At 58.2% G+C, this 15,647-nt stretch carries 8 protein-coding genes and 1 pseudogene; 5 read left to right on the top strand and 4 right to left on the bottom strand.

The window, feature by feature from the left end; genetic code table 11:
• Positions 1–150 precede the first annotated feature (150 nt).
• Positions 151–3,984: an ATP-binding protein gene (locus DPM33_RS19040; RefSeq protein WP_146770283.1), complete on the bottom strand. Its 3,834-nt coding sequence runs from the start codon at positions 3,982–3,984 to the stop codon at positions 151–153.
• 350 nt (positions 3,985–4,334) lie between these two features.
• On the opposite strand from DPM33_RS19040, the gene DPM33_RS19035 reads away from it, so the two are divergent.
• Positions 4,335–7,982: a hypothetical protein gene (locus DPM33_RS19035; RefSeq protein ID WP_146770282.1), complete on the top strand. Its 3,648-nt coding sequence runs from the start codon at positions 4,335–4,337 to the stop codon at positions 7,980–7,982.
• A 276-nt stretch (positions 7,983–8,258) separates the two neighbouring features.
• Positions 8,259–10,619 (top strand): hypothetical protein, encoded by a 2,361-nt coding sequence (locus DPM33_RS19030; RefSeq protein ID WP_112098982.1) that lies wholly within the window; start codon positions 8,259–8,261, stop codon positions 10,617–10,619.
• Positions 10,620–10,788: 169 nt separating this feature from the next.
• On the opposite strand, the gene DPM33_RS19025 is transcribed toward DPM33_RS19030, so the two are convergent.
• Complete coding sequence (locus DPM33_RS19025) at positions 10,789–11,283, bottom strand: hypothetical protein (protein WP_167449136.1); 495 nt, start codon at positions 11,281–11,283, stop codon at positions 10,789–10,791.
• 152 nt (positions 11,284–11,435) lie between these two features.
• Here DPM33_RS19025 and DPM33_RS36305 point away from each other — a divergent pair, with 152 nt between their 5' ends.
• The 3 genes and pseudogenes from DPM33_RS36305 to DPM33_RS37020 all read left to right on the top strand — a co-directional run.
• Positions 11,436–11,618 (top strand): hypothetical protein, encoded by a 183-nt coding sequence (locus tag DPM33_RS36305; protein WP_112098980.1) that lies wholly within the window; start codon positions 11,436–11,438, stop codon positions 11,616–11,618.
• Positions 11,619–11,675: 57 nt separating this feature from the next.
• Positions 11,676–12,278, top strand: coding sequence for a hypothetical protein (locus DPM33_RS19015; protein WP_112098979.1), 603 nt, complete (start codon positions 11,676–11,678; stop codon positions 12,276–12,278).
• Between the two features lie 119 nt (positions 12,279–12,397).
• Positions 12,398–12,583: pseudogene (locus tag DPM33_RS37020) on the top strand (IS110 family transposase); the annotation flags it as partial.
• A 7-nt stretch (positions 12,584–12,590) separates the two neighbouring features.
• Here DPM33_RS37020 and DPM33_RS19005 read toward each other — a convergent pair.
• Positions 12,591–13,454, bottom strand: coding sequence for a phospholipase D-like domain-containing protein (locus DPM33_RS19005; RefSeq protein ID WP_112098978.1), 864 nt, complete (start codon positions 13,452–13,454; stop codon positions 12,591–12,593).
• Entirely contained in the window at positions 13,435–15,591 is a 2,157-nt protein-coding gene (locus DPM33_RS19000) for a hypothetical protein (protein ID WP_245442245.1), read from the bottom strand. The genes DPM33_RS19005 and DPM33_RS19000 overlap by 20 nt, the downstream gene beginning before the upstream one ends.
• Positions 15,592–15,647: the final 56 nt, after the last annotated feature.

Here is a 15,647-nt window from a genome sequence, read left to right as displayed (position 1 = left end):
CCCGACACCCACTATCGCGGAAACACTCTTCTCCTATCGGCGACGCTCTTTCGAGAATGCAAATGTCAACGGTGGCCTGGGCGCTCTTAAAGAGCCGCTTGGACGCTAAGCCTATCCGCAAGCTGATGACTCGTCCAATTGTGCTCGACGTCATGCAGGTTCTGTTTCCCGCCGTTTCGTCACCAGGGGATCGCCGAAGACGGTCAGCGCGAGGCGGTTTGCGGGAGAGTTTCCCAGGGCGCGTTCGACTGCCTTGTTGCCTTCGAAATTCGCCTCGATCACAGTCGCTCCGGCGGACCACGCGTCCATAAACGCAGGTAGCCAGTAGGCGGGGACACTCGCGTTGAGCGGCCACGGTGACGCGACTACCGCCGAACAGCCCTGATCGAGCAGTTCCTTTGTAAGTCCGGTCGTGGTGTCGGCCATGGGATGCTTATCAAACCTGCCGGCGCTGCAGACAAACAGAATGACAACGCCTGCGTCGCGCACAGCACTCGATATTGCGTCGGGGGTAAGCCTCATATTGGCATCATCTGCGACAACCTGAAAGAAGCGGCCTTCCGGAATGATGCTTCCATGCGCCGTGACTATTGCCAACTCGGCACCCTTCAAGCGGTCCGGAACCGCAAGCCCTGTGTCGAGGTCGACCGAGTGGTCGCGAAGCGTGCCGCTGAGCCGGTCGGCCAGCGTTCCGAGAGTCTGAACAGCTTCTGGGTCGTCCGAGATGGGAATCCATGCTAACGGTGCACCAGTCCTCGCCGGGCGGTCTCTTGCCTCCTTGAGCCACGAAAGGGACGGTGCGGCCGCCACGGGGACTTGCAGGCCGAGCAATTCGCCGGATGCCATGAGCAGGTTCGCAGGGAGTTGCTGCAGCGCAACGTCGGCAACAAGAAGAACGGGCGTCGTCGGGGCGACGCTGATCCCAAGTTCGCGCATACTGTTGTAGAACACGTTCAGATCGTCTGAATCGAAGGCGTATTGGTACGGGTACTGTTCCCCCCACGTGTCGAACGCTGTCTTGGAAAAAACGTCCGTCGGTTCAACTGTCGTCGCCGACAACTCGCCACGTTCTGCGGTAACGCGCACCACGCGGTTTGTGTCCGTCACACCAAGCAAGGTGACGCTGATACCGGCGTGCGAGATTTTTTTCGCGATTTCTGCCGGCTCCTCGATCGAGCATGGAAGGGCAGAACCGCTGTCGGCGGATTGACGTTTGATTGCTTGGTCGGCGAGAAGCTCGATCGCGAACGCCGCAATCTCGGCATCGTCGCCCGCCTCCTTAGAGCCCAGCAGCCTCCGTGCCGCCATTGCCACGGGACGAACATCGTATGCCGCATCTTCCGAGTGCCGCGCGGGTTCGAGGCGCTTCGCGAAAGACAATACATCTTTTGCCGACGGTCCTCCTATAGACAGGGTCCGGACCATCGAAGCGTTCGGCTCGCCGAGTGCTGCCAGCGCCGCCTCCAGCAGTTCCCGCGTCCGGTCCGGTACGGCAATTCCACTGGCCTCCGCCATCCGGATCGCCTGTGCCAGCAAAATCGAGACAGGGGCGAGTTCGTCATGAAGGTCGATTACCGTCTGGCAGTTATCGGCAAGAGTGGCAAAAAACTCAGCCATGTTTTCCGGAGCGGGGATCGTCATCACCAATTCGCGGAAGCGAAGGCCAAGTTCGATCGTTTCAAGGCGATGCCCCTGAGGCTGCTCCACCCCCATGGTCCGGAAGAGCTGCTTTGCAACGGGCAGAAGCGAGCGCGCGAAGGCCGTCATGTTCAGGTCACGCATCAACCGGATCAGGCCATGAGTTTCATACCATGCTTCTTCGGGGCCGACTGGCGCTTCGCATGAAAGTGCGCACGCCATTCCGACAAGCGATTCGGTCAGGTTGTGGAGGCGATGATAGATGTCGGCGAAGCCGTACCATGCGATACGCGATCGCAGCGGATCATCTCCTGCGACCTGAAGGCCATGTTCTGCAAGGTTGCGCGCATGCTGGACTCGTCCGGCAGTCACATACGCGCCGCCTACCAGCCTTATCAGCATGAGATCGATGTTCGGCGCGCTTGTGTGCGGCGCGGTTGCCACGGCGATCGCCAGAAGCTTTTGGATATAGTCGATATCCGAAGCATCGCGCAGGCCTTGGCTTACATGCTCTATCAATCCGGAAAGCCCGTTGATGAGCGTATCCGCCTGCCCATTGAGAAGGGCTGCGGGCAGCGTCGTGCGGCCCAAAGCAACGACCCGTTGGTCAGCCAGCCATTGCAGCGCCGATTTTAGGAACGGCATGAGGCTCTCTTCGTAATCCGCTTGACCCCTTGCCCGCAGCCTTGGCGCGTTGCCTGTCGGCGCGGGAGTGGCTTGCACCAGCTTCAAAGTTGCGGTCGCGATCACCGGCAGGCCGTAGGTCCCAGTGACCTTTACCGACAGAAGCTTTGCGAGTGCTTGCCGCGTCTCGCCGTCGGCAGGATTACGTGCAAGGTAGCCCAGAAGGGCATTAACCGGTCGATCAAGGTCCGCCGGATCAATACCGAGCCCGCCATCTTCGTCACGACGGATCAGCAGCTGTTCGATGGCATGCAGAAGCGCCCATGCGGATCGCTGGGCGTTTCCTCCTGTCAGCTCAAGCGTCATGCAGAGAGCCAGTGCTTGGGAGAACAGGCCACGCGCATCCGCATCCCGGATGCAGGCGAGCCGCGCCTGGACGAGCCGGCCCGGCCAACGATTCGCGACCTCGGCCAGAACAGCTTCGTAGCCGGACTTGTCGGCACCAGACAAACCGGTAGCGAGCCGCTCATAGTAAGCAGCAACCTCTTGATCGATGCCGGGCGGCGGCGCTGCCAGCATTGCGGTGACGCCCGCATAGTCGCGCGCCTTCAACAGTAATCTCAGGCGATGCCTCTGAAGATGGTGCGAACCCGGAAACATGCGTTCGAGCTGCGCGACACTTCTTGATTCAAGCTCTTTCTCGCCGAGCTCGTAAGCGAGGTTCACAGCGGCTTCCAGCATTTCCTCCGTAGCCAGCTCGCGGATAGCCGGGTTCAGCAGTTCCGCAGCAAGGTCGTGCGCGCCAGCTTCGACGGCGATTATGGCGAGCTTTACGCGGCCCTCAGGGCTGGGATCTGATCCCGAGCGCAGATCCTCCCGGATCAGCTCAACAGCCTGCGGCGCAAGCCCTGCCCGGTGAAGCATCTGGATTTTCAACCCGGTCTTATGGCGCCTGAACCCGCCGGGCAACTCGTCGATGGCCGCAAGCACGGAACCGATGCGACCGGCCTCGATGGCGGCAAACCACAGCTCTGCGTTCTCTGCCAGCACGCCATCGATATCGTTGTCGTCTTCAGCGGTCAGCAGACCACAGTTTTCGACCGACAAAAGAAGGTTTGCGTTGCCTTTGCGATGCGGACGCCACTTACCTGTATGCAGCGCCACATAAAGCTCGTTCCGACCTGCGACAGCTACGGCCTTTGCCGCGAGGCTGTGAAAGTGGGGGACCCACAGATCCTCCTCCAGCCCCGGCTGACCTGGCCCGGCATCGGGAACTTCGACTGCTTCATCGCGATACTTTGCCCCGGCACAAAGTATCAGGACCGAGTTTCGCCTTACCCTCTCGACAATCTCCGTGACGGCATCGACCTGCAGGTTGGCGGCGTGAACAATCTGTAGACGCCTTGGCAGGACCTTGAGTTCCTGCTCGTCGAGCGGCCTGCCGCGATGCACGGCAACGGCGTTGGCGAACGCGGCCCTAACGTCCTCCACGGTGTGTTCGGAATCCGGTGGAAGCACAACCACGAACTCCGAGATCGGGTTCCGGCCACCCCTGTCTTCAACCATGGATAGGATGAAGATCATGTTCGCGACGTGCTCCAAAAGCCCGAAGGGCCCGCAGCTGAAAATGTCGCCTCCGCCAAAACTAAACGGGGAGTTTTGGAAGAAATTCGCCATACCGTCGATGTCAAAGCTGAATCGGGATGTGCCTTCGCCGTTCATTTTAGCGTCCATGTTGTGGCATCTGATCTTGTGACCGCACCTTACCGCTTCGGGCTAAGCGCCACGTACGTGATGGGCCGAAGCCGAGGCCAACCATTGATCTATGTTGGCGTCTTCTTGACAACAAGCACACAGACCAAATCGGATGGCGAAACTGGTGCAGGTCTCATAGTGTTGCCCCGCAGCGAATGTCTACCAATGCGGAATGCCGAAACTACGCCGGGCGCATTTTTATGGCTGCTGACTAGCGATAATCTGAAGATGCTCGGGAGAGTCTCTTGTTTTCTCTTCAACCTCCAGTCGACATTGCCCGACGCCTAGCTCCGCTCGATGGCACGACGCTTCGCCTTATGCTGACGGGTATCCTGCTCGAGCCGGCCTATCTCGCTAACCATGCTCGAATTCTAACGCTGCTGCACTGGGCACTCGTGCTGGCGAATGGTCGGCGATCGCCGGTCAAGAACGACCTAACGGGCCTCTTTGCAGCTATGTCGGATCATCCTGCTGCTTTGAGCGAAGATCCACCGGAAGACGCATTCGTGGACATTGTCTGGACGACGCAGTCGGGTTTCCGGATATTTCCCGGCATTTACACTGGAGCGGGCTTTCATCTGCAACGCCTGCTCGACACGGCCCAACAGGAAGAGGACAACGTTGCAGACGCCGCGGGTGTACGCGATGTCATGACATTACTTTGCCTCAGTGAGGCCGTTGCGTCTCGGTGTGGCCTGCTGGCCGGCGCGTTCGAAGAAAGCCAGCCGAGAGCGTCACTCCGGCCAAATTCGCGACACGCGTTCAAGGTCGGCGCGTTCACCTGTTTTCGAGCCGAAGAATTGAATGCGCTTGGCATCGAGGCCGCGCAGCTCAAGAGATTCGTCCTTCAGCCAACGCCTGATCTGCTCGAGCAACCGTTCGGCGCGACGGATCTGGAAAATTCTCCGCTTATAGAATGGGAGGGTGGCGTCCAGGTCTTGAGTCCCCCCGGCCTTGTGGCCGCAGCCATTGCACACATGGTGCTGGCGCTGGGTCCATCGCTCGCGAAAAGCCTATACCTGCGCGATATGGCGCGCTGGCTTGGGGTAGACCTGCCGCGGGCGCACGCCAAACCCCTTCCAGGGTGCGACGTTGCCATCGGCGATCCGGGTTGGAGCAAGTCCATCGAGGAGCGCGCATTAGCGTTGGAATTCGACCACGACAAGCATGCGCATTTACTCGTCCTGGAGGCAAAGTGGCCAAAATCGCGCGACAATGCCGTGCCACCACCGCTGGGTGGCGGCAGTCGGCTAGCTTCTGCGCTCAGCCGGCTGGTCCGCAAGCTATACGACGAAATTGAGGAGGGGGACGGTGCTGACGCCGGTCTTACAATGCTCGTGCATAACTCGCCAGGGTGGGATCTTCAGATCGGCGATCTACCTGACCTCGGGCCGAGGTGGTTTGTAGTATCCATGAGCGCGTACTCGTTTTCGATGCTGCTTCGGGCACCTGGATTCGAACTGCTCAAATTCTGGAAGATGTTGGCCGAGCTTCGCGAGCTCAGGCATCGCGGCATGATTATCAAGCTGTGGCCCGACCCGATCGTCTACTGGAGCGTTTGGGAAGATTTCGGATTTACGTTCACGCCGGCCTTGGCCGATATGCGCGGCGTGGCGTTGATCGGCGACACATCGTTGGTGGCGCCTTTGGTCCGCCGGGTGCGGGATGCATGGTGCACCCATGGTGTCGCTACCCCTTGGGGCGACCTGAGCATTGTCGAACGATACCCTGACAATGATGATACCGCGCCGGATCCGCAGTCGCCCATCTACAACGATCACATGGCCATCGCGGCCGGCACACTGGTCGGAGTGGTTGAAAACGAACACGGCCCCTGGTGGGTATCCGTTGGCCGCCCACCTGCCGACGTGGAAGACCGGCAGTTTCTCCTTCTTCTCTGGCAGGCCGTGCTGGAATGGTTGTCACGCGCCAGCGTAGAGGTGGGAGGGCGGCTCTCAGCAACCGCGAAGCCACTTCTCGTGACGCTGCTTCCAATACCGATAACGATCACCGACGGTCCGGACACTGCGCAGTTCTTTTATAGCCCAGACGGCTCGGAGGTGAGGATTGCTCTGCCGGCTAATCTCATGGAGCGCATGGTCCGCGTGGACAACGCGGCTGAGGTTCAGGTCTTGGCTTGGATCTTGGAGGGCATCTTGACGCTTCGCGGCGAAGCAACAACCATCAACGCGCTAAATTGGGCGGGCGAGATACTTGCCAATCCGGATCTCAAGATGATCCACATCACCCGCGACATCGATCAGGCCTTCGCCATCGATCTTACGACAGACAAGACCCGCTACCGCCCGCTCCAAGCACCCGACCTCGCGGTTGCGGGCCGCTGGATGGACGAGCGCCTTATTGGCCGCCACCGACTTACGGTCGCGCCGCCCATGACGCCGATCAGCGATGCTGGGCAGGTCAATGTCATTCTCAACGCTGCTGTGGACGTGCACTGGGAGACGTGCCGCGACCGCCTTTCGAGCCTCGATCGAGGCGAGACATTGCACCTTGTGCTCGGATTGATCGAAGCGGCGCACAGGCATCGGGTCGACGATGAGCGCGGCGCGCGGGCACGGCGCGTCGCCTACACGGATGATCCTCAACTTGGCGTCCGTCGCGCTAATCAGCGTGACCATGCCTTCCGAACCTATCGCGTGGTGGCCGAGATGGCGCTCTGCGCATGTCCCATGACGGGCGGTCGTCGGCCCGGGCTGTCGGATATCGACGCTATCGCAGCGCAGGTAGCGGCGCTCGTCCATACGGCCGAGTTCAGCGACGCCGCACAGCGCACGCTCATAAAGGGAGAGCTCACATTTCTACCCGACGGTTCAATCCTGCCTTATGGCGGCGGAGCCGAGGCATTCATTACACAATACCTCAAGGCGTGCCTCGAGGAGGCTGTCACCATAGATGAGGAACGCTATCCGGATCTCTTCGATACACCGCAAGACGACACGGAATGGATCGAGCGCCATCAAGATGACCCGCTGTCATCTGGAAAGGAGGAGGAGGGAGATAGCGGTGCCTTCGAACATGTGGTTCGAGAAGAGATCGGCCTGACGTCTTCTGCCATCGCGGTTATCTCTTTCGCATTGCAAAGCATAGCCGCTGAGCGATCCTTCGAAGTCACTCGCTTACGACGGTCCGAGTTAACCGCAGCCATCGTTCCTATGACTGGGCGGTTGGGGAATCCCATTAGCAGCGACGAATTCGATCGCTTCCTCGCCGCCTTCGGACTGTTTACGCGGCCGGCGTGGGATACGCCGCCTCCGGGATTCGCGCCGAGCGACATATTCCCATGGTTTTTCGAGCGCAGGCTATCGCTCATGACGCGCCCGCTTCTGGTACTGGGTAACGAAGATGATCCTGAGATCATGTTCGGCGTTCGCCAAGTTCAAATGGGAACTGAGTATGCGATGCTGCTGCTGGAAATGGGTATATGGGACAAGGCCAAACTGCGTACCGCCGCAGCAAAGGCCTATATTGATGCCGAGGTCGCCCGCCGCGGGCGCGCGTTTGAAAGGAAGGTGGCGGAGATCTTCACCGAAGCAGGTTGGAGGCCGCATGAGTCGATTCCGATGACGCGCCTAGGGGCGAGCAAAAAGCTCGGCGAGATTGACGTACTGGCAGTCAGCGTCGACGAAACGACTTGGGTAGTCGTCGAATGCAAGTGGTTCGGCGCCGCCCGGACCCCTCGCGAAGTGGCGGCGTGGATGCAGGACTTCCACGGCCACGACGGCGACAAGCTGCACAAGCATCTTCAGCGTTGCGATTGGATCGAGGTCAACTCAGCCATGGTCGCCCAGCGGCTCCACCTGAAGCCGCCGCAGAGGATTTTGAGGCGTCTCGTAACCACTCGCCCCACCCCGCTTGCATTTGTCAACGAAGTCCCAGCTCAAGCGAACGTTCGGACCGAGCGCCAGCTGCAGGCAGAGTTCGGCCAGCTTCCAACCGTCCGATGATGCGAGAGCGCTTTGTGCGTTCAAATCTGCGACCAGCCCTTCGATGCAAAGTAGCGTCCGCTCGAGCATATCAGGTCCCTGATAGCACCCCTTCCGCTTCCGGACTCATTTCGGTCTCGCTAGGGCGAGTTAGCGCGGCCTTCGACCGTTGGCTTATGCTTAGCTTTTGCGACATTCTCGTCAGACCCCTGCGCTTTGGTCCCCCAAGGGAGACGAATCGGGTATGTGCGCGCTCTCCTTCACCCACCTCGCTGACGAACCATATCGCTTGCCCGCATGACTGAACCTTCGCATACCAGACTGCTTTCCCGTAAAATCTCCGATTACTGCCGTATCCGTCTCGACCCTCTTTTTCCGCCTCAAGAAGGCGCCCGCATTAGAGCGTTTCTGCTCAACCTCATCTCCTGTGCGAAAACACCGCCGCGAAAACTGCGCGGCTATGATTGGCAAGAGATCGGTATTCTTTGCGACCTCGACGGTGAAACGCTTCGATCTGCCCGGACCGCGATCGAACCAGCATTGGATGCGATCGCGCGAAATACGAAAACCGCTCCGAAGCAGGCGCCCATCGCGGGCCCTCGCAACACGAAACCGCAGCGTCTTGCGCGGGAACGTCCGCAGCCGACGGCAGGGAAGGCGCCAGTTCCAAGTCGTCATAAGAAGCTCGACCGGTCGGAGCGGGAAGTTGCAGTAGACCGGCAGAAGCCCGGCATAAAACCGCGTGCTATCGAGGAGTTCCCACAACCTCTTTTCGAGGAAGGGTCTGATCCCCCGAGCTTCCAGGCGGCGCTGGATTTCCAGATGCGCCGCCACGGCGACAGCTATTGGCATCTTCATCGTGCTGTTGTCCGAGATGACGAGAGCCTGGACCGCTCTACAATCCGTCACTGGCTCCAGGGATCAAAATCCCCGCGAAGCGTGGCGAGCATGGAAGTACTAGCTCGGATCGAGCGCCGTTATCGTCTTTCGGCAGGGTATTTTAAAGCGAAACTCCCGCTTCAGACGCGTTCTGCCTCCGGCCACATTCTCGATGATATCGGCTCGGCTGAACGCCGTCGGCTTGCGTGGCACTTGCCTGACGACTTCAACACGCGGCGTTCCGAGGAGCAGGAAGAGATCCTGGAATGGGTTCGGCGCGTGATTATCAGCGGGTCAACTGATTACCGGAAATTCCAGGCGGCCGCGTTGAAACAGCGTTACGCCATCCGCTTCCCGGGTATCACCTATGGTCAGTCCGATGCTGCAAATGACGGCTATCGACTTCAGCGCGAGCAACAGGACGATGATGGTGCGCAGTTCGAAGACCCCGACCTGATGTCCGGCGTCATAGACGCACCACCTGTCCTCGGCATGGAAATGGCGGATTTGATCCGCTTCAAGACAGCGACGCTCACTGCGTTCGGTTTGCAGCGAAACGGTGTTTGGGGCGAGGAGACGGCATCGCAGAAAGTTGAGCATCTCGGTTTGATGTTCGGTGCGTTGGCCGCGCATCCACGCGGACCCGTCCGTGGCTATGGCGTTCCGACGCAGCATGTGACTTTTGGCCTGCTCGTCTTCCCCTCTGTCTGGGACTGGTATGTGCAATGGCGCGAGAGGCGGCGCGGGTTCTACACTGCATGGGAGGTGGACATGCTGCGAATTTCGCTCGCGCTCACCCGCAAAGACACGGGCTGGCTGAGACAGCAACCTCATCTGGCGTCGCGACTCCGCCCCATAAATGGACTGGTTTCACAGCCTGACATCGATCGCGCCCGCGGTGACTGGGACGACGCCTGCGATGTCTACTTCAAGCACGCCTCATCTCGCGTGAAGGAAATTCAGCGTGTCGCGCGAGTGCATCGTGATCCCTTTGAACCAATCATGCCTGTACTGGAGGCCGATAGCCCAGTCGCCGAGTATCGAAAGATCACTGAAGAGATTCTTCGGCTCATGCCTGATGGACGCATCCATCGCCGTCCTGCCGCCGAAGCCGTGCGCTCGTTCCTGATGCTTCGGTTCGGGCTGCATCTTGGGTTGCGGCAGAAAAACCTGCGCCAACTGATGGTCAGTGAACCTGGGAGACTGCCGAGGTCTGAGCGTCAGCTAGCCGACATGAAGCGCGGTGAACTCCGCTGGAGCGAACGCGAAAAGGGCTGGGAGGTGCTTATTCCTTCCGTCGCTTTCAAGAACGCAAATTCCTCCTTTTTCGGGAGCAAGCCATTTAGGCTCCTCCTGCCGAACTTGGGCGGTCTTTACGAGCACATCGAGGCATATATCGATCGCCACCGCCGAGTACTGCTTGGAGGAATGGAAGATCCCGGCACCTTCTTTATCAAAACGGTGAAGGCGACCAGCAAAGACGCCGCATACGATCGAAACACATTTTATGAGGCGTGGCGCCTGACCATCCAGCGATATGGTATTCACAATCCATATACTAAACGCGGCGCGATCCCCGGTCTTCTCCCTCACGGCCCGCATAATGTACGTGACGTGCTCGCAACGCACATACTGAAGCAGACCGGGTCATATGAGCAGGCGAGCTACGCGATCCAAGACACGCCTGATATGGTGGCGCACCACTACGGTCGCTTTTTGCCGCAAGACAAAGCTGCACTTGCTGCACGGATATTGAACCAAGTCTGGCAGGCGGCATAAGGAACATCGGGGGTGAAAAAATAGCTTAACCCTGCCCGATTCACGTGATTTTAAAGGCTGACTGCTTTGCGCCTAATACTAATTATAGACATCGGCTTGCAGGTCCGGCGAACGCAATCATCGCTCGTGCTAGATTAGAATCGAACGTTTGACACAAAATGTTGACCCGTTAGAGCTGGACCGAAAGCTGCCAGTTCATTGACTTCGTGCGCGAGATTATCTCCGGCACCGATGTTAGGAGAAGCTCGCCAGTGATCTTATTAAATAGAGCCACTCGATGTCTTTGGCCCAACTGCTCTGACGCGGCGATTTCGCTTTCGGTTATAGCGAAAAAGAAGCCTTTAAAACCGGGTTGAACACGAGGTTGATTTGCGGACTTGATCTCAATGAAAGTAATCTCAGGGAGACGCAGTCGAACCTCCCCGCGATCAGAAAAATCTATCGTGGTCGACAGGGCCAAAGCATCGAAACTGGAGGCCCTGATCTTGATTCCGTCCGCAGCAAGCTCCTCAAGAAGAATTCGCAGTCCAGAGCCTTTCGGGCGAGCGATCCACCGATCCATAACCAACAATGCGTGCTGCTCACCTAAGGCTCCTCCCTCATTGGCCAGACGAGCAAGGTGAGCCCGCTTTGCGGCAATCACCTCAATTGGATTCAGCAGCATCATATCATCCCATTCACATCAAGGGCGGAGACCCTGGGCATGGATCGGTAAAAAACGGTTGGTGGCCACTAGGGCCTGCTTTCTGTTCCAGGCAACGTTTCGCAAATCTTGCAGAAAGGAAGTCTGCGAAAAGCTTCGCTGACCAAATTAGCTTGCTCGGCGTTTTCACGCGCAAGCTCGACTCGGCGTGGGGCAACGGCGAGCTTGCGAAGCCGTTCGACGAGTGCCATCCGATTATGCAGTGGTACCAGACCTATTGCAAATACCAGCAGAGCGTCGTTAAGGCGCCAAGTGTCGTTCATTCCAGCCCCATCACCGACCGAAAAACGTCTTGATGAGGGTTTCCGCCGGGAGAAACGCGACATCATGAGCCTCCGGCCACCCAGCATTGCGTGAAGGACGTTATCTTGCCTTACGAATACTCAGCTCAAAACCATGACTGGGACCTGACGCTCAATGCAGCAGGCGATTTAATCAAGATAGGGCTGGCAATGGATAAGCGCCCAAAGACGGGCAACCTCTCGATGGGATTTTCTTTCTTCACGGGAGGGATGGTCCTCTCCTTCGCCGCTATCGAGAGCTTTTCCGCATCCGTGGCGTTCTTGATGCAATCGGATAGTCGCTTCGAGGGCTTTGACTACCAGCAATACCGGCAGGGAAGGCGATTCTGGGACAAAATGCAATTGCTGATGTCTGCCGCCGGCATTCAGATTGATAAGCGCCAGGGCATGTTCCGCGATATCGGGCAGATGCAGCAATGGCGTAATCTGGTGACCCACTCTTCTCCCTATGAGATCGAGCCAACCGAGATTCAAGATACTGTTAAAGCCCCGCTGAAGCTGCATCAAAAGACCCGGCATCTCGACTACTCGAGAATGGCCGATCCCGAGAATGCGACGAGGTTCTACAATACGGCCGCCGGCTACATCGAAATGGTCAAGCGGCGGACCGGTCTCGAACCTTATGCATCAGCTTCCTATAAAGCTCTCGAATAGCAGACGGCTCAGATCTCGGAATTGTCAGTTTAGAGTGTCGCGGGATCATTCATAATCTGTCGGAGATCGTCAACACAACGGCCTTCGCGGCGTCGGCTCCGAGGGGAGGATCGTCGTAGCCGCGGCTGCATCCGGAAACCAGGAAACTCGGCCTGCAAGCAGTCTGCCTGGAGACGCAGCACGCGCGTGTCGCGATGTCGGTCCAACGCAACAAGACCGACAAGGCCGACGCGCTCGGCGTCGCCCACATCGTGCGCACCGGCTGGTCCCGGCAGGTCCATGCCAAGCCGCAAAGCTGCGTGCGACCGACCATTAATAGTGGTGCACTGGCTTGGCGATTGAACGTAAGGCGGCCAGAACAGAAGACAGTTCCTTCGCTGCTCCGCCCTCCACGAGGACACCGCATTCAAATGACCGATCCAGCGCCGATCCCATGAAGTTGCTCGATCCGATATAGAACAGGTCTTGGTCGGCAAGCACGACCTTCGCGTGAAATGTCTCCCGCCCTGAGGGCAGCGTTGACGGAAGTGCGTATTCGTAAACTAGGACGCCTATTCGTCTGAAATCGTTTGCGCGTTGGAGAAATGCGGCGCCACACTGAGGCTCACTCAGGGGACGACAGACCAGATGACAGCGCACGCCCGGCCCGCAGATTGAGAATAGTTCCACCAGAAGACTGGCGCCCTGATTGTCGATGAAAGGAGCAAGGACGACGAGATCATGCTTCGCCGCACGCGCAACGCGGAAGAACACGTCGGTTGTTTGAAACACGATTGGCGAAAGCGCATGCAGGCCATCGATGGCTTTGCGAAGCGTGCTGTTTTCACCAGGCTCAGTGAGAACTAGCTCGACCAGGTTGCGATCCTTGTGAGCGAGCAAATACACCGCGATACCCATGAGATTCTCAGCCAGGCGTCGCAGCATTTCCGGAGCTGCGATGAGCTTCGTGGAGAAGTTTACTTGGGCGGCAAAGCCAGCAGCTAAAAGGGAACGACGTGCGATAGCTACATGTTCAGCGGAGACTTCGCCGATACGCGACGATAGCGCGACATCGGAACCGCCTAGGCCGTCGGGAAACACCGCCAAATATGCGAGAATCCGAGAGGCCTGGCGGGCTAGCGGTGAGAGCCCGAGAAGAAGCCCATCAATGGTGGCCTCATTGCTTTGATCGGGCATGATCTAGCGCGAACTGAAGGTAGCCTCTGATTTGCTCTTCACCGACGATGAAATCCGGCCTGCCGCGACCAATCAGTGTCGAACGGCTCAAATACTTATTAGCCGTGAGACAGATGACCTCAGGAATCATAATGCAATCCGGGCAGGCGCCACCCTTGGTCATGCAAAGATTTCCGAGATTGCATCCCAAAGATGTCGGAAAATTTCTCAGGTAGGATAGAAACGCCTCGTGGTGGTTGCGCCACAACGCCGACAAGTCTCCGAGGTCGAGCGTCATACCATTGCGGTAGACCACAAAACCCAGATCGCAGGGGAACAAATACTCGCCAATGGACCCCAGATCGAGGCCCGAGAATTGCTGTATTCCCTGCATAATGTAGTGGGAATAGGAATGTAGCAGCGCATAGGTCATTGTGTAGATGGTGGGGTTCGACTCGCGGTCATGCTCCTCTAGGTACCCGCTCATCACCCCGGCCGATCCCAGCATGGCAGCGGCAAAATTGTCCGGGTACTCCGCAAGAAACCCGATATCAACACAGCCCAGCGCGGCCTGCGACAGCCATGCTCGAACCAGAGCTTCATCGAGCTTAAAATAGAAGGCTTCGTTCGATTGCTCCAAAACATAAACCGGATGAAGCGTCTCCTGTGCCACGTGAACCCTTGGAAACAGGTTTAGACGCACGGGCATCATCCTGCCGTGCTTGTGGATTTTGGGACCGTTTCCGACGCGCGAGAATCCGTAGCTGAACTTGCACAAGTCGAACTTGCTTATTAGCCCCGCGCGCTCAACGCCCAGAAACGTCTTGGCTTGCTCGGCCGTCGATATCATTGTGGCACGTTGCGGTGAATTCGGTGTCACAAGCCATTCGTCGGGGTTCGTAAAATCGACATAGCTCGCGCGCCCGCCAACGATCTCGCCGCGCAGCTTGGTCTTGGAGAGCGCCTCATGTTCGACGAGCAGCCTGAAGGGATCATACTTGCCCGTCCATTCGTGCCTCTCCTGAAGCTTTGCCAGGATATGAGCCGGTAAAGCGCTATTGCGTGTCAGCCAACCGGCCCTTTGCCAAATAGAAAGCCGTTCGGCTTTCATGTTGATCATCAAATTGGCGACGGCTGTGTTTTGATTGTCTGTGGCGAGTTGCAGACCCTGCAATATCTCGTCGAACTCTCTCGCTTCGACTGGACGGTCCCTGGATACCAGTTGTGCTGCCACCTCCGCATCACTGAGCGGCGGCCCCTCGAGCCCAACAATGCGTTCAATTACATCGGCAAGAAGGTGGGCCTGTCCGGGTTCCAGTGCTTCAATTCCAGAATTTTCCGGAAAGGTGATGAACGTGTCGGATTTCACGAAATAGGCCGATGATGCGGCGTAGTTGATTTTCTCCATCGACGCTTCGCCGACGATATTTCCTCCGGATCCAATCGTGGCGGCGATCCGGCCAAGTGTTTCGTCGCATTTCTCAATCCAGGGATCAGGGTGCTTAGTTCCGCAATTCGCGCAGGAGAACGACCAATTTGACAGCGCGACTTGGTCCTTGTTGAGCACGAACTGGCGGGTACCGCATTTTCCGCAAACGGCATATCTCTTGATCGGCCGGCGTGAGGCTTGGTCATAGACTGTCATGTTAGGGCTGGCGGCCTTCCAGGACCCCGACCAATGCGCAAAGATCACATCAAGCTGCCCCCACGAGCAGCGCGTCGGATCGTTCGGCCGTTTCGGGTGCGCGCAAGCCTGACTAAGGGCCGAGAGACGTTCTCCCATCTGCCTGGGATTGTCCGTTGCTTCAATTAACCCGCACTCGCTGCATATCAATGTCGTCGGGCGGGGCAGATATCCCATCCGATCTGGCCGGAGATAGGTAAACACCTGCGGCCGGAAGGAATATTGTGTTCGAGTTGAATCTAGCAACGACACCTCGACACAAAAATCGGCAAATGGAGGGGGGGCGTTGGTATCGTTTTGGCGACAGGCGATAGCCTTGTCGAACCACGCGCGCGCCGCCTCATTGATACGCATTTCAATCTGAACCCGCGTCGTCGGATCAAGTCGAGCTGGCGTCGCATTGGGCGAGGGTATGGCCTGGCACGCCCCGGCGGCGCCCTCAAATGTGAAGTGCTGACCCGGTGCGTAGCTCATGGCGATTTGAGCCTGCGAACGAGTCATGGAGGGGCCTTTGGCATCCGCCTCGTTAT

The sequence above is a fragment of the Mesorhizobium hawassense genome (assembly GCF_003289945.1).
GTDB classification, from domain to species: Bacteria; Pseudomonadota; Alphaproteobacteria; order Rhizobiales; family Rhizobiaceae; genus Mesorhizobium; species Mesorhizobium hawassense.
Note: the sequence above shows the minus strand (reverse complement) of the source record. Positions and strands in the feature narration are given on the sequence as shown.